Below are 22818 nucleotides of genomic sequence, written 5' to 3' on the forward strand. Positions count from 1 at the left end.
GGATACCTATAATTTAATGGCTCTGTTGATCAACGTAAAGTCTGCCAGCACCAAGGCAGTCATTGCCTCTACTATGGGAACGGCTCTTGGAACCACACAGGGATCGTGCCTTCCTTTTCCTTGGGCCTGTACTTTATTCCCTTGCCTATCTATGGTCTCGTACCCTTGTATGACCGTTGCCACAGGTTTAAATGCGACATTAAAATAAATATCCATGCCATTACTTATGCCACCTTGTATACCACCACTATAGTTGGTTTTTGTAGTACCATCAGTATTAAACTGATCGTTGTGTTCACTGCCTTTCATGATTACACCATCAAAACCACTACCATATTCAAAACCTTTAACGGCATTTATGGATAGCATTGCCTTACCAAGTTCGGCATGTAATTTATCAAATACCGGTTCACCTAAACCTATTGGTACATTCTTGGCAACACAGGTTATAACACCTCCAATAGTATCCCCTTCCTTTTTAATGGCTTTGATATAGTCTTCCATTTGTGAGGCCACTACTTGATCCGGACATCTCACTATATTATTTTCAATTTGGGAAAGGTCAAGCTCCCTATAATCTTTGTTCAATTTTAAATTTCCCACTTGGGATACAAAAGCCTGTATTTCAATACCCTTTAAAAATTGCTTTGCAATAGCACCGGCAACTACCCTACTTGCCGTTTCTCTTGCAGAACTTCTACCGCCACCCCTGTAATCCCTAAATCCGTATTTCTGGTCATACACATAATCCGCATGGGATGGCCTATAGGAGTCTTTGATATGACCATAATCCTTAGATTTTTGATTGGTATTGTGAATTGCAAAACCAATGGGCGTACCTGTAGTCTTCCCTTCAAAGATTCCGGAGAAAAATTCAACTTCATCCGGTTCCTTGCGCTGTGTTACGATAGCCGATTGACCGGGTTTACGCCTATCCAAATCTTTTTGAATTGCTGCGAGGTCCAATGTAATTCCAGACGGACATCCATCTATAACCCCACCTATGGCCTTGCCATGAGATTCTCCAAACGTACTAACTTTAAATAGGTTTCCAAAGCTATTTCCGGCCATGATAAATTATTTCAATTATTAATGGATAAACAATCTATAGACTATAAAAGTCCATGCTTCAAAGGTAAAAGTTAAATGTTTGATACAAAAATATTACAATCGCTTATTACCTAAACATAATAATCTTTTCCAGTAATAATTATTTAACCTTAGCATCATGTAAAAATGATGCTGCTACCAACTGATAACCATACCATTAGGTTTAATTTTGTACGAAAATTACGCCTTTGAAAAAACGCCGTCTAGAAATTGTCGTACTATCCGATATCCATTTGGGTTCATATACTTGTCACGCAGAAGAACTACTAACCTACCTTTCTAGTATAGACCCAAAGATTTTAGTGTTAAATGGTGATATACTAGATACCAAAAAAATGGAAAACAACTATTTTCCACCGGCACATCTAAAGGTCATTAAAAAAATATTCTCCCTAGCGGCCAAAGGTACTGAAGTACATTATATTACCGGTAATCATGATGAGCCACTTAGAAAATTTGACCCAATACATATGGGAGCCATTAAAGTATCCAATAAATTGATCTTAAAACTTAATGGGAAAAACACGCTTTTCTTTCATGGCGATATTTTTGATATTTCCCTTAGATACTCCCATTGGTTGCTTCATTTAGGAAGCATAGGTTTTACGACCCTTTTAAGGTTTTCCAAATTAAAATCTAGAATTTTCAAAAAAATAGGCAAAAGGAACAAGCCCTTTTTAAGTACGGAATACCAAAAAGTACGGGACCCGAACCTTATTGCAAAGTTTGAACACAATGTGGCCCACTTAGCCATTGACCAACATTTTGACCATGTTATTTGCGGACACAGCCATCATCCTAAAAAACAGGTTATAGAAACAAAAAAGGGCAGTTGCCTATATTTAAACTCCGGGGATTGGGTTACTCACAAGACCGCCTTGGAATATTCCTTTAAACGATGGAAACTATATCATTATGACAATGATAAACTAGCCTCTTTCTATATGGACGAGGAATTAAAATCCATGGATATCAACGAATTGATTGCCACCATCACTAATAAAGCCGACAAAAAAAAGCAACAAAAACAATAAACCTCAATTAAGATACCAACGCGTCGTTCAAAATACTGACCGGATGCTTTGCTATTCTTTTGGTACCATCAAAAATTTGGTGCCTGCAACTGGTTCCGTTTGCTGAAATTATGGTATCCGGTGACGATTTGGAAACAGCAGGAAACAATTTTAAGCCACCTATTTTCATACTGGTCCCGTAATGCTCTTTTTCGTATCCGAATGAACCTGCCATACCACAGCAACCGGAAGGGATAATACTTACTTTATAATTGACCGGTAAATTAAGAATGTCAAAAGTTACTTTTTGATTGCTCAATGCTTTTTGATGGCAGTGATTATGAATCTTTACATCTTTTGACTCCGTTGTAAAGTAAGATGCACTCAAGTTTCCGTTAGCAATTTCACTGGCCAAAAATTCTTCTATTAAGAAAGAATGATCGGCAATATGTTGCGCACCGATCCGATCGGTGGTCAACCGTTTATATTCATCCCTGAAAGATAGTATTGCAGATGGCTCCAGACCCAATATATGAATTGATTGATCTGCAAATTTTTTCAGCTCTACCATATTTTTGAGGGCAAGTTTTTTTGCCTGTTTCAAAAAGCCCTTAGATAAAAATGTACGGCCACTTTCAGCATAAAATAGTTGAACTTCATATCCTAATTTAATTAAAAGCGTAATTGCATCCTTCCCAACTTCAATATCCAAATACCTGGTAAATTCATCTATATATAAGACTACTTTATTTCTATTTATAGGATATTGATTAGCAATATTTTGAAGATGCTTATCAAAATTAAAACTATAAACTTTTGGCAGACTTCTTTCTGGGGCCACACCACTGGATTTTTTCAATAAACCTCCAAAAAACTTGGATTCATATACCGAATTTGTCAAGCCGGAAACTTTACTTGCCAACCCGTTTAATTTGGTATTATATGCAAACAATTTTCCTCTTAAAGGATAGCCGTTGGCCTCTTGGTATTGATATAAAAATTCCGCCTTCAACGTAGCAACATCCACATTACTTGGACATTCACTGGCACAAGCTTTACAACTTAAGCACAAGTCAAAAGCCTCCTTGATTTCTTGACTGTCAAAATTGTTTTGTGCCGTACTTTTCGGATTTGTCAAAAATTCCCTTAATGTATTTGCTCTGCCCCTAGTGGTATCTTTTTCATTTTTTGTGGCATGGTAACTTGGACACATACCCCCGTTCATATGATGGGTTTTTCTGCAGTCCCCACTACCATTACATTTCTCCGCAGCTTTAAGGATACCCTCACTATCGGAAAAATCCATAAGTGTTTCTATATTGGGTTCCTCACGGTCCACTTCATAACGGAATGATTGGTCCATAGGATAAGCATCTACTATTTTTCCCGGGTTCAGTATACCTTTGGGATCAAAATATGATTTTACCCTCCTGAGCAGTTCATAATTTTTTTTGCCAATCATGAGCGGAATGAATTCTGCCCTTACGATACCATCACCATGCTCCCCACTAAACGAACCCCTATACTTCTTGGTAAGCTTGGCAACATCTGTTGTAATGTTCCTGAACAAATCAACATCCGTAGACTTTTTAAGATTTAGAATCGGACGCAAATGAAGTTCACCGGCACCGGCATGTGCATAGTACACCGCGTTCTGCTTATACCCTTTCATGATTACGGAAAATTCTGCTATAAAGTCCTTTAGATCAGGCAGAGCAACGGCCGTATCCTCTATACAGGCTACCGCTTTCATATCTCCAACAATATTGCCCAAAAGCCCCAAACCGGCTTTACGTAGCTCAATGGCTTTACTAATTTGACTGCCGACCAATACAGGATTTGCATAGCTTAGTCCGGACTTTTCCACGGTCTTGATCAAAGCATCTACCGCTTTATTTAGCTCTATTTCGGAATGGGCAGAAACTTGCAACATTAATAATGCTTCCGGATCACCTTCTACGAAAAAACGATTTGCAAGTTGCGCACGGTTATTTTTTGTACAATCCAAAATAACCTTATCCATCATTTCACATAGTTGCAATGGGTGCTCCATTACCGGTACTACATCCATTAAGCAATCTTCTAACGAGGTATAATGGGTTACGACCATGGCAGATAATGCCGGTGGCAATTCATCCAATTGAACGGTAATTTCAGTTGTAAATGCCAAGGTACCTTCACTTCCACATAGCAGTTCCGCCATATTAAAATAATCCAGAGGACCACCAAATACGTTGGATTTTAAAAGTTCGTCTACTGCATAACCCGTATTTCTCCTATGAATTTCAGGTTTGGGAAACTGTGCAATTATTTCATTGGATACTTCCTTGTCAATTAGTTCATTATAAATCTTTTTATAAAGTGAAGCTTCAAACGAAATACCTTGCATTTTTTCCTGAAATTCGGTAGAAGAAAGCCTACCAAATTCAGCCTCGCTACCATCGGCCAAAATTGTTTTTAGTGAAACAACCTTATCCCTGGTCACCCCATATTGTATAGAAGTAGTACCTGAGGAATTATTACCTACCATACCACCGATCATACACCTGTTGGAGGTTGAAGTGTTAGGTCCAAAAAATAAACCATACGGTTTTAAATGTTGGTTGAGCTCATCCCGTATTACCCCTGGTTGTACCGTAACCTGCTTTTTTGCCTCATCTACTTTGATAATTTTTGTGAAATATTTAGACACATCTACCACCAAACCATCACCAACACATTGTCCAGCCAAGGACGTTCCGGCCGTTCTGGGTATTATTCCAATACTTTCATGATTTGCAAATTCAATAATACGTTTGATATCCTCTACGGATTTAGGGAAGGCAGCTCCTAATGGAATTTTTCTATAAACCGAAGCATCCGTTGCATATAAACTTTTTGTAAGGTCGTCGTATAAGACCTCACCTTCCAAATCTTGTTGTAACTTTGACAGGAAATTATTTTTCAAGATAGCACAATTTTGAGTGCTAAATTAAGTTTTATTGTGTGAGCCACATTATAAAAAAGCTCATTTTTCATCACAAAAAACATGAACTATATGAAGATTTTAAAAGGAATTACCGTACTTATTTTTATGGCCACCTGTTCGCTTTCATCGGCTCAGGACATAGCCAATCATGCATTAGGACTACGTTTGGGGGACAGTGACGGCTTTGGTGCCGAAATTAGCTACCAGAAATCATTAGGCCTTAACAATAGGTTGGAAGTTGACCTTGGATGGAGGGACAGTAGAAACTTCAACGCTTTTAAATTGGCTGGACTTTACCAATGGGTAAGAACCATTGAGGGTGATTTTAATTGGTATTATGGTGTTGGTGGCGGCCTAGGAAGTGTTGACTTTCCAGGACTACCAAATGATGATTATGGCGGATTGTTCGTATTTGCCGCGGGCGACATTGGTATTGAATATAATTTTGATATTCCGTTGATTCTCTCCTTGGACTTTAGACCTGAACTAGGTGTTTCCGGTTATAACGGATTTTCAGATAATTTTGATTTTGATATTGGACTTGGTATCAGATATCAATTCTAAGACAAGATACCTTAATTCAAAGACCTTTGGCGCAACCGTCAAAGGTCTTTTTTTATATCCTTTATATAAGTACATTTGCAACCTAACCTAAGTGTATTATATGAAAAATAGTATTGTTATTCTACTGGCCATTGGCTTATTGTTCAGTTGCAACTCCAACCCAGAGGGTTTTACATTAAACGGTAATTTAAGGGGGGAATTAAAAGATGGTACAAGTGTATTCCTTAAAAAAATTGGCGATAACAACCAACCCGTAGAAGTAGATACGGCAACTACTACAAATGGCGAATTTACGTTTACCGGAGTTGCCAATACGCCAGAACTACATTACATATTTGTTGAACAGGTACCGGGCTACACAGCCGTAATCCTTGAGAACGGAACTATTGAATTTAACGCCCAAAAAGATAGCATGGGTTTTGCCGAAATAAAAGGCACGTTCCAAAATGAAAGTTTTGCCGATTACATGGATCAATCCAGGGCAATCTCTTTGCAAGCAAGATCTATTCAGGAAGATATGAAATCTGCCACGGGAGAAGCAGCGTTGGCACTGCAGGATGAAATGACAGAACTACAGGAAGAGTACAAGGATTTTGAATTGAATTATGCAAAGGCCAATCCAAAGGCTTTGATTTCTGCACTTGTCTTGGACAGGGCCATTAGTACCAAAGCGGTTGAATTTGAGGAAGCGGAAACTATTTTCAATACGTTTACGGAAGAAATTAGAAGTTCTCAACCCGGCAAAAAAATTCAGCAAAACTTAGAAAAGCTTAAAAAATCTGCAGAAGCCAGTAAAAACACCAGTATAGGCGCAAAAGCACCGGATTTTTCAGGTCCAAACCCAGATGGCGAAATCATTGCCTTAAAGGATGTAATGGGCAAGGTTACATTAATAGATTTTTGGGCAGCATGGTGCAAACCTTGTAGGGACGAAAATCCAAACGTTGTTGCCGTATATAATAAATACCACGACAAGGGCCTAAACGTCATAGGCGTTTCGTTAGATAGAACTGAAGAGGCTTGGAAGAAGGCAATTGCCGATGACGGCCTAGATTGGAACCATATATCCAATATTGCTTATTTTAATGATCAAATTGCCCAACTATACAATGTAAAAGCTATACCAGCGGCATTTCTCCTAGACGAAAATGGCGTTATTGTTGCAAAGAATTTAAGAGGACCCGCCCTTGAACAAAAGGTGGCGGAGCTTCTAAATTAAGATTCCAAACCAATATGAAACGAAAAATCCCCTAGCACCATCTGTTGCTAGGGGATTTTCTATTTTTAATAGGTCATTTAAAATCTATTGAAGTAGTCATTAAAAGTACCGGATATCGTCGTATCTCCATTCTTTATAACATTACCTACTACAGCGGCTATGGATGACTCTCCCAAAAACTCCACGGTAGCACCATCCTCAAGAATTAAATCGCCATAAATAATTATATTTCCCTCAATACGCAACGTAGAACCTGCACCAACCACTACATCACGAGATCTATATTGTCTACCTATTGTAATGGCTCCATTCATTTCAAAAACACTGTTGTCATCAATATCTATACCATTGCTAACTGTCCAAGTACCACAAAGCAACAATGAACCGTCCACAGCAATAGAATTGAATCTTTTGGAGCCTGAGTATGCTTCCTGTTCCCCATTTGACACACTATAGTTTGATGTACCGTTATACGAAGGCAAATCTTCGCAACGCTCCACAAGACTTTCGCTAGGCCTGTTCAATTTTATAATCTGAAATCCGGACCTACCGGATGCGGCAAATACATAATCCCCTTTTGATGCAACATAGTTAATGGAACCTGTCAACTCTATAACACCAACTCCTGTAGTATTATCCGCCCTGGTCTCTGAAAGGCTTAAACCACCGGCGCCATTGGCCATTAACAAAACATCCTCGTTCACGGCAACACCATTGGTAACGATATCTCCCGGCTCTGCATTTTCCGGATTGGTCAGTATGGGCATATGCTCAACAAAACTACCGGTAGTAGCATTATAGATACCCGCTCCTTTATTTCCTTCGGATACAATGATATTCTCACCAGAAAAATCCAATGTGCGCTTAGCATCTATCCCAAAATCAGAATCTATAGCGATTGAATTTTTTACCGACAAGCTTTGATCTAAGACACTTACCCCTTGGGCGGCATCCAATACAGCTATATCGCCACCATTGACCGCAATAGATCTTAAATCTGAAAATGCGGCTTCATTTAAGGCTGTCATGTCACTCTTATCATAGGCAACGACAAATCCTTCCTGCCCACTGGTAACATATACTGCGTTGCCCACAACCTGTATATCCGTAGCATTATCACCTTCCTGAAAGCCAAATGTTATATCCGAGGTATTTAACCTTCCGTTATTTACTGCAATTTTGGCAACCAATGAATTTGATGTGGCCGTTACGGACTGTTCCGCATCTACACCACCAGCTACATATACATAACCACCGTCATATGCAATGGAATTTAGATCCGCATTGGTAAAATACACTCTAGAGGTCAAACTAGGATTATAAGGATCACTGATATCAATAACATCTATGGTACCTACAAAGTCCTCACCCACCGTATTATAGGAAACATAACCATAATCTCCGTCCAATGCCACGTGGGTAGCCGCCAAATTCTCGCCGTTTTCAAACGTTGGTGGCGATATCTGGGCAATTAGGGTAAGCGGATAATCTCCTGCCGGCTCAGCTTTTCCGGTCATATTACCGTACCTTTTGGCACTTGTTGCAGGATCTTCATAAATATCAAGTACACCTGCACGGTCAAAATTTACGCTGTTGTCCAGTTTTTGCTGATCTGTTTCTTTGATTAAATTATCCTCGGGGTTTTCGAAAATGGTAGTCTTATCACTACAACTCGCAATCATAAACACTGCGAATATGGCCAAGAACCATATTTTTCTAATAGATAAAGTTGATCTCATTTCAAATTTGGGTTTTTGCAATAACGACGAACCTTGCTGATTGTTGCCGTTTATTACATAAATCCGATGAAATGCATGAAATTTTAGCTAAAAAACTGGTTTTAAATCTTCCGTGACCAAAAAAACTATATTTTGCCCATTTTTTCCAAGACAAACAGAAGTATTATAGGCAAGGCCAACAACCCCACCATTAACGTATCGGTCTGCAAAAGACTGGGCATGAACAACAAGGTACAGGCATAGCCGCCAATTGCACCTCCAAAATGGGCGGTATGTCCAATATTACCCAAACGTTTTTTCATACCATATATAGAGTATAACAAATATCCAATACCCACTACATAAGCAGGCACAGGAATGGGAATAAACATGATACCCAATTGCATGGAGGGCTGTAGTAAAATAGCCGCATATAGAATACCCGTAACCGCACCACTGGCACCTACTGCAGAATAATACGGTTCGTCTTTATGAAAGTTCAAGGCCAGCAAACTGCCCGCCAAAAGGCTTACAACATATATGATAAAGAACTTTACCGTTCCAAACCAGTTGATGACCACACCGGCAAAAAAATACAAAGTCAACATGTTGAACAACAAATGAGAAACATCCACATGTAAAAATCCAGAAGTAGCCATGCGATCTTTTTGACCTGCGTTAATGGCCCCTATGCTAAATTTATATCGTTCAAAAAAAACGGTATCATTAAATCCCTTTAACGATACCAATACGTTTGCTGCAATAATCGCTATTGTTGCCAAATGAAGGTTGTACATTCTATGCCATTTAATTAGCCTCAAATATAACTATATTTGCCCATAATTTTTCCGTGAATGCAACTATTGGCCTTTGTTCTGACCTATCCCCTCTTATGGTTCATTTCCATATTACCACATTCTTTGTTCTATGCCTTTTCTGACGTTGCCTTCTTTTTTGTCTATCATATTTTTGGGTATCGGCGAAAAGTGGTACAGGAAAATTTAAATCTTGTTTTCCCCAATAAGAGTAAAGCGGAAATAGCCCAAATAGAAAGGGAATTTTACCATCATCTTTGTGATACATTTCTAGAAATGGTAAAGACCATGAACCTGAGTAAGGAGCAGGTAGCCAAAAAATACCACATTGTAAATCCTGAGGTATTACGGGAAATTGAAAAAGAACGCAGTATTATTATTCTTTGTGCCCATTACGCCAATTGGGAATGGAACGTGAGCATTAACAATTATGTTCAATCCAAAGGATATGCCGTCTACCAAAAAATAAACAATAGTTATTTTGATGCATTTATAAGAAAAGTAAGGGCCAGATGGAACACTACCTTGATTACACAAAGACAAACGGCAAAAACGGTCATAGAAAATTACAGGAATAATGTTAGGGCAACTTATGGCATGGTGAGCGATCAATCCCCACAAGCACATAGAGCTCAATACTGGTCAAAATTCATGAACATTAAGGTGCCCATCTTCAATGGTGGTGAAACTTTGGCACGCAAGACCGGATTGGCCGTGGTTTTTTTAAAGGTAAGCAAGGTAAAGCGAGGACATTACCAGGCAGAATTCATTCCTATTGCTCGAAATGCCAAAAAAACCGAAGAACATGAAATCACCAATGCTTTTCTACGATTAACGGAAGCCCAGATTATAGAAAAGCCAGAACATTATTTATGGACCCATAAACGTTGGAAGCACAGAAACAAAAAACCTGCCTCCTTTGCAGAAACAGGTTAATTTCATCTCAATATAATTTTATGGCATTATTAGCCTTGGGCTATTTTACACCTTAATTATATACCGGCAATTTCCTTGATTTCCCCAATAATCTTATTGGCAAGACCATCTGCTTCTTCCTGGCTTTTGGCTTCGGTATATATTCTAATAATCGGTTCTGTATTTGATTTACGCAGATGAACCCAATTTTCGGCAAAATCTATCTTAACCCCATCTATCGTAGACAATTCCTCATTTGCATATTTACTTGCCATAGATTCTAAAATTCCATCAACGTCCAGTCCTGGCGTAAGCTCAATCTTCTTCTTGCTCATAAAGTAACTGGGATAACTGGCCCTAAGTTCAGCCACGGTTCCTCCCCTTTCCGCCATCAACATTAAGAACAATGCCGTACCGACTAAAGAATCCCTACCGTAATGGCTTTCTGGATATATGATTCCCCCGTTACCTTCACCGCCAATAATGGCGTTATTGGCCTTCATTTTGGTAACTACATTTACTTCACCAACTGCTGCGGCCTCATAGGTACCACCATGTTTGTGCGTAATATCCCTTAAAGCACGTGATGAGGATAGATTGGATACGGTATTTCCTTTTGTTTTGCCCAATACATAATCCGCACAGGCCACCAAGGTATATTCCTCCCCAAACATCTCTCCATCATTACTTATAAAAGCAAGGCGGTCTACATCTGGATCCACAACGATACCAAAATCCGCATTCTCTTTGACTACCAGGTCACAAATATCCGTAAGATGTTCCTTTAACGGTTCTGGATTATGTGGAAAATGACCGGTAGGGTCACAATACAGTTCTACTACTTCTACTCCAAACTCTTTAAGCAATATAGGAATAGCAATACCCCCGGTAGAATTAACGCCATCTACCACAACCTTGAACTTAGCTTTTTTTACCACTTCGGCATCCACCAAAGAAAGATTTAATACTTCATCTATATGAATGTCTATATAACTATCATTTTTTATAATCTCGCCCAAATCATCAACTTCTGAAAAATCAAAATCTTCTTTTTCAGCAATTGCCAAAATTTTTGCCCCTTGCTCGGCATTTAAAAACTCGCCTTTTTCGTTCAATAATTTTAAAGCGTTCCATTGCTTTGGATTGTGACTGGCCGTTAAGATTATACCGCCATCTGCCTTTTCTAAAGGTACCGCAATTTCTACGGTGGGTGTGGTTGAGAGATCTAAATCTATAACATCTATACCCAAGCCAACTAAAGTTGAAACCACCAAATTCTGTATCATTTCTCCAGACAAACGTGCATCACGACCTATGACGACCCGTAAATCATCTTTCTTTGAATATTCCTTTAACCATATTCCATAAGATGCAGCAAACTTTACAGCATCAATTGGTGTTAAATTATTACCTGGCTTTCCACCAATGGTTCCCCTAATTCCTGAAATGGATTTTATAAGTGTCATATATTCTTAATAAGTTTTTGCAAATATAAACGGTTCATTTGTACCGCTATTGTCCTTCTTTGTAAATTCGATTTATATTGCATAAAATAGGTGAATGAACTTTTTAGCCCATATTTATCTGTCATTTGACGATGATGAAATAACCTTAGGAAATTTTATTGCCGATAGTATTAGAGGCAATAAGTACCAGCATTTACCTAAAAGGATACAAAAGGGGATTAAATTACATAGACATATAGACACTTTTACCGATACTCACCCCATACCGAAAATAAGCAGTAAACGTCTCCATGAGAATTATGGACATTACAGCAGGGTCATCGTGGATATCTTCTATGATCATTTTTTGGCCAAAAATTGGAAAACCTATTCCGATGTTCCTTTGGATGTCTATGTAGATCGATTTTATGATCTTCTTGAAGATAATTTCGAGGTGTTACCGGATGGTGTAAAACGTATGATGCCATATATGATCGCCGATAACTGGATCTACAACTATTCCAATATGGATGGGATAGCAAAAGTCTTGAATGGAATGAACCGCAGAACTAAAAATAGGTCCAAAATGAATTTTGCGATTACGGACCTGGAGGAACATTACCACGCTTTTGAGCACGAGTTTACAGAATTTTTTACCGAACTCATCAACTATTCCAAACTAAAATACAAATCGATAAATGAAAAAATATAAACATTTGATATATATATATTTATAATATATAATATAAACCTATAATACCACCAAAAATGAGACCACTAAAAACTGTGTTTGCGTTGATAACGCTAATTATTTGCTGTCAGTGCAAACAGAATCCGGCGGTTCCAACAGGAACGGTTACGAAAAATGCCATGGTAGTTTCCGCCCGGCAAGAAGCTTCCAAAATTGGGAGCGATATTATGGAAAAAGGCGGTAATGCATTTGATGCCATGATCGGCACACAATTGGCACTTGCCGTAGCTTACCCCAGGGCCGGAAATATTGGTGGTGGAGGATTTATGGTCTATAGACAGGCTAATGGCAATATTGGCTCATTGGACTTTAGGGAAAAGGCCCCCAAATCCGCCCATAAGGATATGTACTTGGATTCGTTGGGCAATGTTATTCCGGACATGAGCACATTGGGCGCAACCTCCGTAGGGGTTCCAGGTTCGGTCGCAGGTATCATTGAAGTACATAAGAAATTTGGGAAAATGCCCTTAAAGGAAATTTTTGAACCCGTTATTGCCTTAGCGCAAAATGGAGTTAAAGTAACTGCCAAACAAGCTGAAATACTTAAGAATTATCAGGAGGTATTCATTGAAGTCAATAGCGACAGTACCAAATTTGCCCAAATTTATAAAGAAGGCGATATCATAACATATCCAAATTTGGCACGGACACTGCGCACCATTTCCGAACAAGGCAGGGACGGTTTTTACAAAGGTGAAATCGCTAAAAAATTATCAGATTTTGTACAAGCAAACGGCGGTTTTATAACCATGGACGACCTTGCCAATTACAATGCGGTTTGGAGAACGCCCGTGGTGTTCAACTATAAGGATTTAAAAATTATCTCCATGGGACCTCCTAGTAGCGGTGGCGTTACCATGAACCAAATATTTAAAATGATAGAACCTTATGATATTGCCTCATTTGGACATAATAGCGAAAAGGCGATACAATTGTTTACCGAAGCTTCTAGGCGTGCCTATGCGGATAGAAACTATTTTTTAGGAGATCCTGATTTTGTTGATATCCCAACATCTTCTCTTCTAGACAAAACTTATCTAAAAAACCGTATGGAGGATTTTTCTTGGGATAAAGCAACAAAGTCGGAAACTATTGCCCATGGTAACGTTGAAATTGTTGAAAGTATGGAAACCACACATTACTCCATTGTAGACAAGGAGGGCAATGCCGTATCGGTTACAACTACGTTAAACGGCAATTTTGGCTCCAAACTATACTGTGATGAACTTGGATTTTTCCTAAATAACGAAATGGACGATTTTAGTTCTAAAGCTGGAGTTCCCAATATGTTTGGATTGGTAGGTGCAGAAGCCAATAGCATTGAACCAGAAAAAAGAATGTTAAGCAGCATGACCCCCACCATTGTTGAAAAGAATGGAGAATTGTGGATGGTGGTAGGTACCCCTGGGGGATCTACGATTATTACCGCGGTAGCACAGACTATTTTAAACGGATATGAATTTAATATGAGTATGCAAGATGCTGTGAACGCGCCACGCTTTCATCATCAATGGTTGCCCGATGCGGTTATATTTGAGCCCAATGGATTTTCAACACCATTAAAAGAAAAATTAAAATCAAAAGGATATTTAATAAACGAAGAGCGCACCCCTATCATTGGAAAGGTTGATGCAATACGCATTCTTAAAAACGGTAAACTTGAAGGAGGAGCCGATCCACGCGGAGACGATACTGCAGTTGGGTTTTAGGCTAATCTAAATACATTTTGAAAAAGATTTTATTTTCATCCTTTTTATCTTAAAATCAATTAATTAAACAACATATGCTAAATAAATTATTTAAACTATTAATCATAGTATTATTAGTGTTGGGCCTGGGGTTTGGACTGCTATATTATACATATAACAAACCTTTGCCACAAGGTGTTTCCGGACCTGAAGCAGATGCATTGGCGTATAGAATGTTAGATGCTTTACACTTTGAAAAGTATAACAATTCCCAAGTTTTGGAGTGGGCATTTAGGGATGAACACATATACTCCTGGAACAAAACCAAGGCAACGGTTCAAATAAAGTGGGATTCTTACAATATAGACCTTGACCTTATAAGTCCTTCCTCAAGTATTGCTTATAAAGATGACGTTCGGCTATCTTATGAAGAAAGTCAAGACCTTATTGAAAAAGCAATTGGCTATTTCAATAATGATTCCTTTTGGTTAGTTGCCCCGTTTAAAGTATTCGATGCTGGTACAGAACGCTATTTGGTAGATTTAGAAGACGGTTCCGAAGGTCTTTTAGTAACTTACAAAAAAGGCGGCGACACCCCTGGAGACTCCTATTTATGGATTTTGGAGCCTAGTGGAAAACCAAAAAGTTTTCAAATGTGGGTGAATGTTATTCCTATTGGAGGCTTGGAAGCTTCCTGGAACGATTGGAAAGAAACAGAAACCGGTGCACTACTACCTACCTCCCATTCCATAGGACCTTTTACCATTTCTATGGGAACGGTCAATGCTTTGCCTTAAATACGACTCATTACAAAATTGTTCATTATTAAATCTTATAATACCCAATTATGACCATACAACTATTAACCAAAGAACAAGTTAATACCGATCTGCAACAGCAATTATCCCAGTTATACCTAGAACTGAAAGCCGAATTAGATCAATTGGATTTAAATTCAATTTTTAGTGCATACGGAACTACGGACATCGTTATCTGCATGGATAACAATGAGTTAATAGGTATTGCAATGATGGCCAAATACAAAGTAATATCAGGACATAAAGGTATGATCGAGGATGTAGTTGTCGCAAAAACCCACAGGGGCAAGGGCATTGGCAGAAAGCTAATGGAGAAGCTTTTAGACCATGCCAAATCTGAACAACTTAATGATGTTTTATTATTTAGCGGCCACCATAGAACAGCAGCCATTTCGCTATATAAAAGCTTAGGGTTTACATTAAAAGAAAGCGGACTGTATATTAAAAAGATTTAAAGTATCACTTTAATTTACCTTTTTAACATGCTGTAATTGATTCTTTAACTCTTGCATAGACTCTTGTAGTTGTCTCAACAATCCATTATCCGTGGTAGCATCTACATTAAACGTAATCTTACTACTTACCTCCCAAATTTCCTGAATTTGGAAAGGTTTGATATCATAAGGCGGATATGTCTCGTTCAATGAAACCAATGTTACATTATTGGAATTTGGACGTTTTTCTATTTTCTTCACCATTATGGAATCCTGTAATACCACCACGTACATTTTATTGGCACTAACATAATCAATATGTTCTATTGCCCTTGCCAAAACCCACTCACCAGGGTGCAGATTGGGAAGCATACTATCTCCTTCAACTTGAAAGCCCCTATAGGTAGCATTTCTAAATTCGGGAATTGGCAAATCAAATGCCGGCAATTGTTGGTACCAGCTAGTATCGGATATATTTTGGGGATATCCCGCCGCAGCTTTAGCATTTACCAATACCATATTTTCTTGGTTGGAAGTATCCACTGTAACCACTTTTGGAATAACACTGGTCTTGGAGGTTTCCAGATATTGTTCATCACTTTCCCCAAAAAGCCAAAGGGGATTTATCTTGAATTGTTTTAGCAACTCAAGTACTACCTTGCCCGACAATTTGGTACGCCCTCTTTCTATATCTGCCGTAGTATTGGATACGCCCAATAACGACGCAAAATCTGCTTGTGTATAGCCCAAATCCCTTCTAAGATCCGTAAATCGTTTTAATGTAAGCTCGTTCTCCATAATCAAATCTGTTTAACTAAGTGGTTCTCCGCCATTCTTCTTCAAATATAGTCAATATGGATTATATCCAAAATTTTATTTGGATTATTTCCATAATTAGGAATATATCCATAAATTTGGAATAATTACTAAAATGCTATGGACTTCAATAGAATAAAAGAAAAACTAAATATTTTGGCAGATGCGGCCAAATATGATGTTTCCTGCTCCAGTAGTGGTAGCAATAGAACCAACAAGAACAATGGCCTAGGAAACACGGGAAATGGAATTTGCCATTCATATACAGAAGATGGCAGGTGTGTATCGCTATTAAAAATACTTCTGACCAATCATTGTATTTTTGATTGTGCTTACTGTGTAACGAGGAAAAGTAACGATATACAGCGGGCCGCCTTTAAAATTCAGGAGGTTGTAGACCTGACTATCAATTTCTATAGAAGAAATTATATTGAGGGATTATTTCTAAGCTCCGGTATTTTTAAAAGTGCGGACCATACCATGGAACGCCTCATTGCCGTTGCCAAAAAACTGAGGGAAGAGGAAAACTTCAATGGATATATTCATTTAAAATCCATACCCGGTGCAAGTGATGAACTTATGTACGAGGCCGGATTATATGCTGACCGCTTGTCGGTGAATATAGAAATCCCCACAATATCCGGTCTCAAACTTCTGGCTCCTGACAAAAATCATGCAGATTTCATAAAACCGATGCTTAAGGTCAAAAATGAAATCATTCGCTATAAAGATGAGAAAAAAATTATTAAACATACCGCTAAATATGCCCCTGCCGGGCAAAGTACCCAAATGATCGTAGGTGCCACAGGAGAAAGCGATAAGGATATAATGTACTCCGCAACCCATTTTTACAAGAATTACAATATGAAAAGAGTGTATTACTCCGGGTATGTTCCTATTTCTATGGATAGCAGATTACCATCCCTTGGAACGGAGGTTCCCATGCTACGGGAAAATAGATTATACCAAACAGATTGGTTGTTGCGATTTTATGGTTTTAGCGTAAATGAAATTTTGGATGCAGACAATCCAAATCTAGATATGGATATTGACCCTAAATTGATGTGGGCATTAAGGAATCTAAATTTCTTTCCCGTAGATATCAATAAAGCGGACAAACATATGCTTGCGCGAATACCGGGTGTTGGAATGGGCTCGGTAAATAAAATACTTAACGGTAGAAAATTTAGGAAATTAGACTGGGACCATTTAAAAAAAATGGGGGTAGCACTTAATAGGGCCAAATTTTTTATCATTTGCAATTCTACGGACTGGGAACGCAGAGACCTTGATGCCGCACGTATTAGAAGTATGATAATGCAAAATTCACAAAGCAAATTCAAAAATCAATATACCAATCAATTATCCTTATTTAACTAAAGTAACACTTAAAATGATTTAAATGATATCCAATCAAAATTATACACTAAAGTTTACTGACAATACGAGACCGTTAAACACATGGGACTATTGCCGTTCCCATGTTTTGGCCTTTGGTTACCAATTGGTATTATTAAGAAGTAACCTTAAGAAAAGAGCAGCTATTTTAAGGCAACTATTTACACTATTTAATATTTAAATCATAAATATGGAAACTACAAAAACCCTTGTTTACGATGGTAGTTTTAACGGTTTTCTTACGGCTGTATTTATAGCCTATGAACAAAAACTATCTTATGCGGATATTCAACGTCAGGGTCAAAACCAAGGCGGTCTTTTTGCTGAAACAGAAACAATCTTTACAAATGTGGAAAAGGCACAGCGAGTATGGAACGGTATTCGCAAGAAAAGTAATGCTGCTATCAAGAATATATATTTTACGTTTTTAAGTGAAAATAGGAATATTGAAGCCCTGCTTTATCACTACATCAGAAAATTAATGGGAAGTAAAATTAATAGCGCAACTAATTTCAGTGATGATTGTATCTTAAAAATCAATCAAATTGCACACAAAGTGGGTCGTGAAAAACATCGTATGGAGGCCTTTATAAGATTTCAATTAACAAAAGACGGTGTCTATTTTGCCAATATTGAACCTGATTTTGATGTTTTACCATTGATTTCCAAACACTTTAGAAATCGTTATGCAGACCAGCAATGGATAATTTATGATGTTAAACGTAAGTACGGATTGTTCTATGACCTAAAATCGGTTGAAGTCATATCATTAGATCTTACTGAGATACACACCAATAGTCTTGAAAAGAGTACTGCTTTTACTGATGAAGAATACGAATATCAAAATCTTTGGACCAATTATTTTAAAAGCACGAATATTAAATCCCGTATTAACACAAAATTGCATACCCAACACGTACCAAAACGGTACTGGAAATACCTTTCAGAAAAAAAAGAGGCGGTGTAACTTGTCGGTTCATTCAGTATTAACAAGTCTCATATATTATTAGGCTATTCCATATTGTTAAAAATTAATTGAAAGTTTAAATTAGGGTTTAGAAATTCGTTTACCCCTCTTACCAATCATGATCTTCATTGTGGACATATTATTCATTCTTAATTCATATTTTTAAAAAGAGTTAGTTTAATCCTCTAAATATTATAAGATAGCAGGTATTTTTTTAAACCTATTACTTAAATATTATTTAGTTTTAACCTATCTGAATCAACAGAAGCTCTTATTACTCCAACGTCATTGTTCAAAACACCTTAATGAGGGATATTTACTTTTATTCCAAACTAAAAAAATCGACCAGGGCACTGAGCGAAATTATTGGTATTGAAACTGAATTCTCAACGATTCCAAACTCCTGGCATGTTGTTGTTGTGGATGTGGAAAATTCAACACAAGCGGTTGAAGAGGGAAAACACCATCAAATAAACCTTACTGCAACCGGCGCTATCATATCTGTTTTAAATACAGTCAGGAAAAAAAAGAAGAATATAGAAATACCTTATTTCTTTGGTGGAGACGGAGCTACTTTTTTACTTCCGGATATGCTGTTGTTGGAAATAATCACTGTTCTTAAAAATTATAGTCTCCATATTAAAAAAAATACCAATCTTTTACTAAGGGTCGGCCATATATCCACAGAAGAGTTGGTGTCCGAAAAAACATGTATTAAAATCCTAAAACATCAACTAACACCACAATTGACCATTCCTATAGTTTTAGGAAACGGTTTAAAAAAAGCAGAGGCAATCATTAAACGAACATTTGTAGCACAAACCAATACCAACTTTAAAAAAAATCTTTTAAACCTTGAAGGTATGCAATGCAGGTGGGAACAAATCAGCCCTGTTCAATTACAAAAAAAAGTAGTGTGTCTATTATTGGATGTAGCAGATGAAAATCAGCAGAGCGCAATTTATAAGGATGTGCTTACACAGATGAACCTCCTCTTTGGTACATTCAACAAAAGACAACCCATACGTTCCAATAGTTTAAAATTGGACTTTAGGTTAGGTAAAATTTTAGAGGAAATGAAAATTAGTATTTCCAACAAAAGTCTCATTTACGTATTTAAACACTGGATACAGACACTATTTGGAAAAGTATATTTTAATTTTTCAAAAGAAGGAAAACGGTATTTAACCCAAATTGGCCAACTTTCGCACACTTTTATGTTAGACGGAACCATCAACACCATCTTTACGGCAGAGCAGTCAAAAATAAATGAATTTATTTCCTATCTAGATCAGTTAGAGGCTGCACAAAAAATTATATACGGAATTCATGTTACACATGCATCCGTAATGTCTTGCTATGTTTTGGACAGGAAGACCAAACATGCCCATTTTGTGGATGGTACAGAAGGTGGCTATACATCAGCTGCCAAAATGTTTAAAACCAAACTTGCTACCTTAAAATAAAAATGATTTAAATTCATACATCTAATTTTAAAGTGAAACATATAGCATTAAAAATGAAACAACACAACTATCAGACACAGGTAATATGGACGGGCAATCAAGGGCAAGGGACATTAAAGTATGCATCATATAGCAGAGATCATGAAATCATGGTTGCAGAAAAATATGATGCCATTCAAGGTTCATCTGACCCTTCTTTTTTAGGTGATAATTCCAAATATAATCCTGAAGACCTATTTCTATCTTCCTTGTCCTCCTGTCATATGCTATGGTTTTTACATCTTTGTAGCGTACATAAGATTGTGGTCACCAGTTATGTAGACAACGCTGAAGGAACAATGGAAGAATCAGTTGATGGTAGCGGTAAATTTACTATGGTAACCCTTAACCCTATCGTTACCATTACCGATGGAACATTAACAGCATTGGCCAATTCACTTCACGAAAAGGCAAACCGTATGTGTTTCATTGCAAATTCATGCAATTTTACAGTACATCATCAATCCACTACATTGGTTGGATAAGCCATACAATTATCCATAAGTCTAAAAAGTGTACCAATGAACCTGAACCAGATTACCGTTCCTTCGCTGAACCTAAATGAATCTTTTGAATTTTATTTAAAACTAGGGCTAAAGCCAATTGTAAAGTCCCTACCCCATTACGCCCGCTTTGAATGTCCGGAAGGCGGTTCTACTTTTTCCATTCATCTTGTTGAAAAATTACCGACAGGAGATGGCGTTTACGTCTATTTTGAATGTAAAGATCTAGATTCATATGTTCAAGAGCTGCAAAACAAAGGCATAGAATTTGATCAATTACCAATAGATCAAAGATGGCAATGGAGAGAAGCCCAATTAAAGGATAGGGACGGTAACCAAATTATTTTATTTCATGCTGGAGAGAATAGACTAAATCCACCATGGCGAATAAAAGATTGAACCACCCAACATTTCAACAATTCTAATTGGCTGACTTGGCTCCCGTAAATTGATCGCTTTTATTTTTAAACAGCACATTAAACGTTGTTAAGCTACCATAAATACGTGTTATATATTGCTGAAGGTCCACTTTCTCCTGATCATCTAGATTTTTACTGGAATTTATTTTCTGTTCCATAACCCTAATGCGATCACGTACCATAACGATCTTATGAAAAAATGTATCTATAGGAATTTCTTTATTGGTAAGAGAGGTATCGCCCGGCTCTAGAACAACATTACCTCCTTTCCATTTATCGGCTATAGCTACCCGTTGGGTAACATCGCTCCATTTTTGCAATATGGAGACCAATGTTGTTTCCACATCTAAAAAGCTTACCGTATCTACCTCTGCCTCTACGGCCTCGACCACATCAAACGTTTCATCTATAGCAATGGTTTCCAGTCCATTTTCCATAAAGGTAACCCAGTATTGCTTGGAGGATACATTGGTAATTACACCTTTACCAAATGTTTCATGTATAATCCTTGACCCTATTCCTAATAACTTCATTGTTTATTTTATTTTTAACGCTAAAATATATGCTGTTTTACAAATCGACAACATATTCCTATTATTTCATTCAAGGATATTAAAACAGGAGTTTTTGTAATCTAAACTACTTCATGTACATTTAAAGTCAAGATATGCATATGTACTAAAGCATATGCAACTTAAATAGCAAAACCATGAAAAAACTAATGGCATTACCATTATTCTGTTTGTTGATGATTTCTTGCGGCGAGAAAAAAAAGGAAGTCCAAGAAGAACCGCCTGCTAAACTTAAAGCATTGATCATTGATGGTCAGAACAATCATTATATATGGCCCAAAACTACCATGATGATCAAGGACTATTTGGAACAAACAGAACTCTTTACCGTAGAAATAGAACGTATGGATTCCGTTTGGTTAGGCATTAAATACAACCAATCCAGACCGGAAGCCTATACCATGTTCATTGAAGATTATCCATTAAATGATAAGGAATACGCCATATCCGATGCACCGATTACTACATCTGACTTCACAATAAATTTTAGCGATTACGATTTAATCGTATCCAATTTGGGCGAAAGATCACCACTATGGCCCGCAGATACAAGAAAAGCCTTTGAAGACTATATGGCCAAAGGCGGTGGATTGGTAGTATTACACGCCGCTAACAATGCCTGGGGCGAATGGGAAGAATACAACAAAATGATAGGTTTGGGTGCCTGGGGAGGGCGTGATGAAAGTTCAGGCCCATATGTTTACTATAACGAAGCTGGCGAATTGATCAAGGACAATGGTAAAGGTGTGTGTGGGTCCCATGGTGCCGAATATGAATTTCAATTGACCACAAGGGCTCCAGAACATCCAATTATGAAAGGTTTGCCTAAGAAATGGCTGCACACCCAAGACGAACTCTACGAGCGTATGAGAGGTCCGTTTGAAAATGCTACAATTCTTGCCACCGCATTTGCAGATGTGGAGAAAAACGCTCCACCATGGGACCCGAACGTAAAAGGATTAGGACAACATGTAGCGCAACTCATGGCCATAAACTATGGCAAGGGAAGGGTTTTTCATTCTACATTGGGTCATTTTGATTATAGTATGGAATGTGTAGGCTTCATTACTACCCTACAGCGTGGAGCAGAGTGGGCTGCTACAGGAAAGGTAACACAAAAGATTCCAGAAAATTTTCCAACGGAGGATATGGTACAATCCATTGACTGGAGAAAGTAATT

At 37.8% G+C, this 22818-nt stretch carries 22 protein-coding genes; 15 read left to right on the forward strand and 7 right to left on the reverse strand.

The window, feature by feature from the left end; translation table 11 throughout:
• Positions 1-6: 6 nt before the first annotated feature.
• Entirely contained in the window at positions 7-1071 is a 1065-nt protein-coding gene (gene aroC, locus Q2T41_RS00700) for a chorismate synthase (RefSeq protein WP_304434260.1), read from the reverse strand.
• Positions 1072-1298: 227 nt separating this feature from the next.
• Here aroC and Q2T41_RS00705 point away from each other — a divergent pair, with 227 nt between their 5' ends.
• Positions 1299-2144 (forward strand): UDP-2,3-diacylglucosamine diphosphatase, encoded by an 846-nt coding sequence (locus Q2T41_RS00705; RefSeq protein ID WP_304434262.1) that lies wholly within the window; start codon positions 1299-1301, stop codon positions 2142-2144.
• A 7-nt stretch (positions 2145-2151) separates the two neighbouring features.
• On the opposite strand, the gene Q2T41_RS00710 is transcribed toward Q2T41_RS00705, so the two are convergent.
• Complete coding sequence (locus Q2T41_RS00710) at positions 2152-5070, reverse strand: FAD-binding and (Fe-S)-binding domain-containing protein (protein WP_304434264.1); 2919 nt, start codon at positions 5068-5070, stop codon at positions 2152-2154.
• A 90-nt stretch (positions 5071-5160) separates the two neighbouring features.
• On the opposite strand from Q2T41_RS00710, the gene Q2T41_RS00715 reads away from it, so the two are divergent.
• Both Q2T41_RS00715 and Q2T41_RS00720 read left to right on the forward strand, forming a co-directional pair.
• Positions 5161-5655: a hypothetical protein gene (locus Q2T41_RS00715; RefSeq protein WP_089260608.1), complete on the forward strand. Its 495-nt coding sequence runs from the start codon at positions 5161-5163 to the stop codon at positions 5653-5655.
• A gap of 100 nt (positions 5656-5755) precedes the next feature.
• Entirely contained in the window at positions 5756-6874 is a 1119-nt protein-coding gene (locus Q2T41_RS00720) for a redoxin domain-containing protein (RefSeq protein WP_304434266.1), read from the forward strand.
• Positions 6875-6951: 77 nt separating this feature from the next.
• Here the strand turns inward: Q2T41_RS00720 and Q2T41_RS00725 are convergent, their stop codons facing one another.
• Together Q2T41_RS00725 and Q2T41_RS00730 are read right to left on the reverse strand one after the other, a co-directional pair.
• Positions 6952-8613, reverse strand: a complete 1662-nt coding sequence (locus Q2T41_RS00725) for an LVIVD repeat-containing protein (RefSeq protein ID WP_304434268.1) — start codon at positions 8611-8613, stop codon at positions 6952-6954.
• A 125-nt stretch (positions 8614-8738) separates the two neighbouring features.
• A complete protein-coding gene (locus Q2T41_RS00730) occupies positions 8739-9389 on the reverse strand; it encodes a rhomboid family intramembrane serine protease (protein ID WP_089260260.1) in 651 nt (216 codons plus the stop codon).
• 57 nt (positions 9390-9446) lie between these two features.
• Between Q2T41_RS00730 and Q2T41_RS00735 the strand changes: the two genes are divergently transcribed.
• A complete protein-coding gene (locus Q2T41_RS00735) occupies positions 9447-10343 on the forward strand; it encodes a lysophospholipid acyltransferase family protein (protein WP_304434270.1) in 897 nt (298 codons plus the stop codon).
• Between the two features lie 56 nt (positions 10344-10399).
• Here the strand turns inward: Q2T41_RS00735 and glmM are convergent, their stop codons facing one another.
• Positions 10400-11788: a phosphoglucosamine mutase gene (gene glmM, locus Q2T41_RS00740; protein ID WP_304434272.1), complete on the reverse strand. Its 1389-nt coding sequence runs from the start codon at positions 11786-11788 to the stop codon at positions 10400-10402.
• A 94-nt stretch (positions 11789-11882) separates the two neighbouring features.
• Between glmM and Q2T41_RS00745 the strand changes: the two genes are divergently transcribed.
• From Q2T41_RS00745 to Q2T41_RS00760, 4 genes are all read left to right on the forward strand, one after another.
• Positions 11883-12479, forward strand: a complete 597-nt coding sequence (locus Q2T41_RS00745) for an acyl carrier protein phosphodiesterase (protein WP_304434274.1) — start codon at positions 11883-11885, stop codon at positions 12477-12479.
• A 56-nt stretch (positions 12480-12535) separates the two neighbouring features.
• Positions 12536-14227: a gamma-glutamyltransferase gene (gene ggt / locus Q2T41_RS00750; RefSeq protein WP_304434276.1), complete on the forward strand. Its 1692-nt coding sequence runs from the start codon at positions 12536-12538 to the stop codon at positions 14225-14227.
• A gap of 74 nt (positions 14228-14301) precedes the next feature.
• Positions 14302-15003, forward strand: coding sequence for a hypothetical protein (locus Q2T41_RS00755; protein ID WP_304434278.1), 702 nt, complete (start codon positions 14302-14304; stop codon positions 15001-15003).
• Between the two features lie 50 nt (positions 15004-15053).
• Complete coding sequence (locus Q2T41_RS00760; RefSeq protein ID WP_304434280.1) at positions 15054-15479, forward strand: GNAT family N-acetyltransferase; 426 nt, start codon at positions 15054-15056, stop codon at positions 15477-15479.
• A gap of 9 nt (positions 15480-15488) precedes the next feature.
• On the opposite strand, the gene Q2T41_RS00765 is transcribed toward Q2T41_RS00760, so the two are convergent.
• Positions 15489-16256: an XRE family transcriptional regulator gene (locus Q2T41_RS00765; RefSeq protein WP_304434281.1), complete on the reverse strand. Its 768-nt coding sequence runs from the start codon at positions 16254-16256 to the stop codon at positions 15489-15491.
• A 138-nt stretch (positions 16257-16394) separates the two neighbouring features.
• Between Q2T41_RS00765 and Q2T41_RS00770 the strand changes: the two genes are divergently transcribed.
• The 6 genes from Q2T41_RS00770 to Q2T41_RS00795 all read left to right on the forward strand — a co-directional run bounded on the left by Q2T41_RS00770 (position 16395) and on the right by Q2T41_RS00795 (position 21046).
• On the forward strand, positions 16395-17654 hold the full coding sequence (locus tag Q2T41_RS00770; protein WP_304434283.1) for a putative DNA modification/repair radical SAM protein: 1260 nt from the start codon (positions 16395-16397) through the stop codon (positions 17652-17654).
• A 22-nt stretch (positions 17655-17676) separates the two neighbouring features.
• The gene (locus Q2T41_RS00775) at positions 17677-17853 is read left to right on the forward strand and encodes a hypothetical protein (RefSeq protein WP_304434284.1); all 177 of its coding nucleotides are present in this window, start codon (positions 17677-17679) and stop codon (positions 17851-17853) included.
• Between the two features lie 9 nt (positions 17854-17862).
• Entirely contained in the window at positions 17863-18639 is a 777-nt protein-coding gene (locus Q2T41_RS00780) for a TIGR03915 family putative DNA repair protein (protein WP_144800628.1), read from the forward strand.
• Positions 18640-18944: 305 nt separating this feature from the next.
• Entirely contained in the window at positions 18945-20105 is a 1161-nt protein-coding gene (locus tag Q2T41_RS00785) for a DUF3095 family protein (protein WP_304434287.1), read from the forward strand.
• A 53-nt stretch (positions 20106-20158) separates the two neighbouring features.
• Positions 20159-20629, forward strand: coding sequence for an OsmC family protein (locus Q2T41_RS00790; RefSeq protein ID WP_304434289.1), 471 nt, complete (start codon positions 20159-20161; stop codon positions 20627-20629).
• A 36-nt stretch (positions 20630-20665) separates the two neighbouring features.
• Positions 20666-21046 carry a VOC family protein gene (locus tag Q2T41_RS00795; RefSeq protein WP_304434291.1) on the forward strand — a complete coding sequence of 127 codons (381 nt, stop codon included), beginning with the start codon at positions 20666-20668 and terminating at the stop codon, positions 21044-21046.
• Between the two features lie 22 nt (positions 21047-21068).
• Here Q2T41_RS00795 and Q2T41_RS00800 read toward each other — a convergent pair whose 3' ends face one another.
• Positions 21069-21599: a DUF8685 domain-containing protein gene (locus tag Q2T41_RS00800; RefSeq protein ID WP_304434293.1), complete on the reverse strand. Its 531-nt coding sequence runs from the start codon at positions 21597-21599 to the stop codon at positions 21069-21071.
• A gap of 176 nt (positions 21600-21775) precedes the next feature.
• Here Q2T41_RS00800 and Q2T41_RS00805 point away from each other — a divergent pair, with 176 nt between their 5' ends.
• On the forward strand, positions 21776-22816 hold the full coding sequence (locus Q2T41_RS00805) for a ThuA domain-containing protein (RefSeq protein ID WP_304434294.1): 1041 nt from the start codon (positions 21776-21778) through the stop codon (positions 22814-22816).
• The last annotated feature ends 2 nt before the right edge of the window (positions 22817-22818 follow it).

It is taken from the genome of Maribacter confluentis (genome assembly GCF_030505015.1).
Classification (GTDB): Bacteria; Bacteroidota; Bacteroidia; order Flavobacteriales; family Flavobacteriaceae; genus Maribacter; species Maribacter sedimenticola.

Bases quoted from the DNA above. Each gene is read 5' to 3' on its own strand.
- aroC (WP_304434260.1), bottom strand. From the start codon at position 1,071: ATGGCCGGAAATAGCTTTGGAAACCTATTTAAAGTTAGTACGTTTGGA.
- Q2T41_RS00715 (WP_089260608.1), top strand. From the start codon at position 5,161: ATGAAGATTTTAAAAGGAATTACCGTACTTATTTTTATGGCCACCTGT.
- Q2T41_RS00720 (WP_304434266.1), top strand. From the start codon at position 5,756: ATGAAAAATAGTATTGTTATTCTACTGGCCATTGGCTTATTGTTCAGT.
- Q2T41_RS00725 (WP_304434268.1), bottom strand. From the start codon at position 8,613: ATGAGATCAACTTTATCTATTAGAAAAATATGGTTCTTGGCCATATTC.
- Q2T41_RS00730 (WP_089260260.1), bottom strand. From the start codon at position 9,389: ATGTACAACCTTCATTTGGCAACAATAGCGATTATTGCAGCAAACGTA.
- Q2T41_RS00735 (WP_304434270.1), top strand. From the start codon at position 9,447: ATGCAACTATTGGCCTTTGTTCTGACCTATCCCCTCTTATGGTTCATT.
- glmM (WP_304434272.1), bottom strand. From the start codon at position 11,788: ATGACACTTATAAAATCCATTTCAGGAATTAGGGGAACCATTGGTGGA.
- Q2T41_RS00745 (WP_304434274.1), top strand. From the start codon at position 11,883: ATGAACTTTTTAGCCCATATTTATCTGTCATTTGACGATGATGAAATA.
- ggt (WP_304434276.1), top strand. From the start codon at position 12,536: ATGAGACCACTAAAAACTGTGTTTGCGTTGATAACGCTAATTATTTGC.
- Q2T41_RS00755 (WP_304434278.1), top strand. From the start codon at position 14,302: ATGCTAAATAAATTATTTAAACTATTAATCATAGTATTATTAGTGTTG.
- Q2T41_RS00760 (WP_304434280.1), top strand. From the start codon at position 15,054: ATGACCATACAACTATTAACCAAAGAACAAGTTAATACCGATCTGCAA.
- Q2T41_RS00765 (WP_304434281.1), bottom strand. From the start codon at position 16,256: ATGGAGAACGAGCTTACATTAAAACGATTTACGGATCTTAGAAGGGAT.
- Q2T41_RS00770 (WP_304434283.1), top strand. From the start codon at position 16,395: ATGGACTTCAATAGAATAAAAGAAAAACTAAATATTTTGGCAGATGCG.
- Q2T41_RS00775 (WP_304434284.1), top strand. From the start codon at position 17,677: ATGATATCCAATCAAAATTATACACTAAAGTTTACTGACAATACGAGA.
- Q2T41_RS00780 (WP_144800628.1), top strand. From the start codon at position 17,863: ATGGAAACTACAAAAACCCTTGTTTACGATGGTAGTTTTAACGGTTTT.
- Q2T41_RS00785 (WP_304434287.1), top strand. From the start codon at position 18,945: ATGAGGGATATTTACTTTTATTCCAAACTAAAAAAATCGACCAGGGCA.
- Q2T41_RS00790 (WP_304434289.1), top strand. From the start codon at position 20,159: ATGAAACAACACAACTATCAGACACAGGTAATATGGACGGGCAATCAA.
- Q2T41_RS00795 (WP_304434291.1), top strand. From the start codon at position 20,666: ATGAACCTGAACCAGATTACCGTTCCTTCGCTGAACCTAAATGAATCT.
- Q2T41_RS00800 (WP_304434293.1), bottom strand. From the start codon at position 21,599: ATGAAGTTATTAGGAATAGGGTCAAGGATTATACATGAAACATTTGGT.
- Q2T41_RS00805 (WP_304434294.1), top strand. From the start codon at position 21,776: ATGAAAAAACTAATGGCATTACCATTATTCTGTTTGTTGATGATTTCT.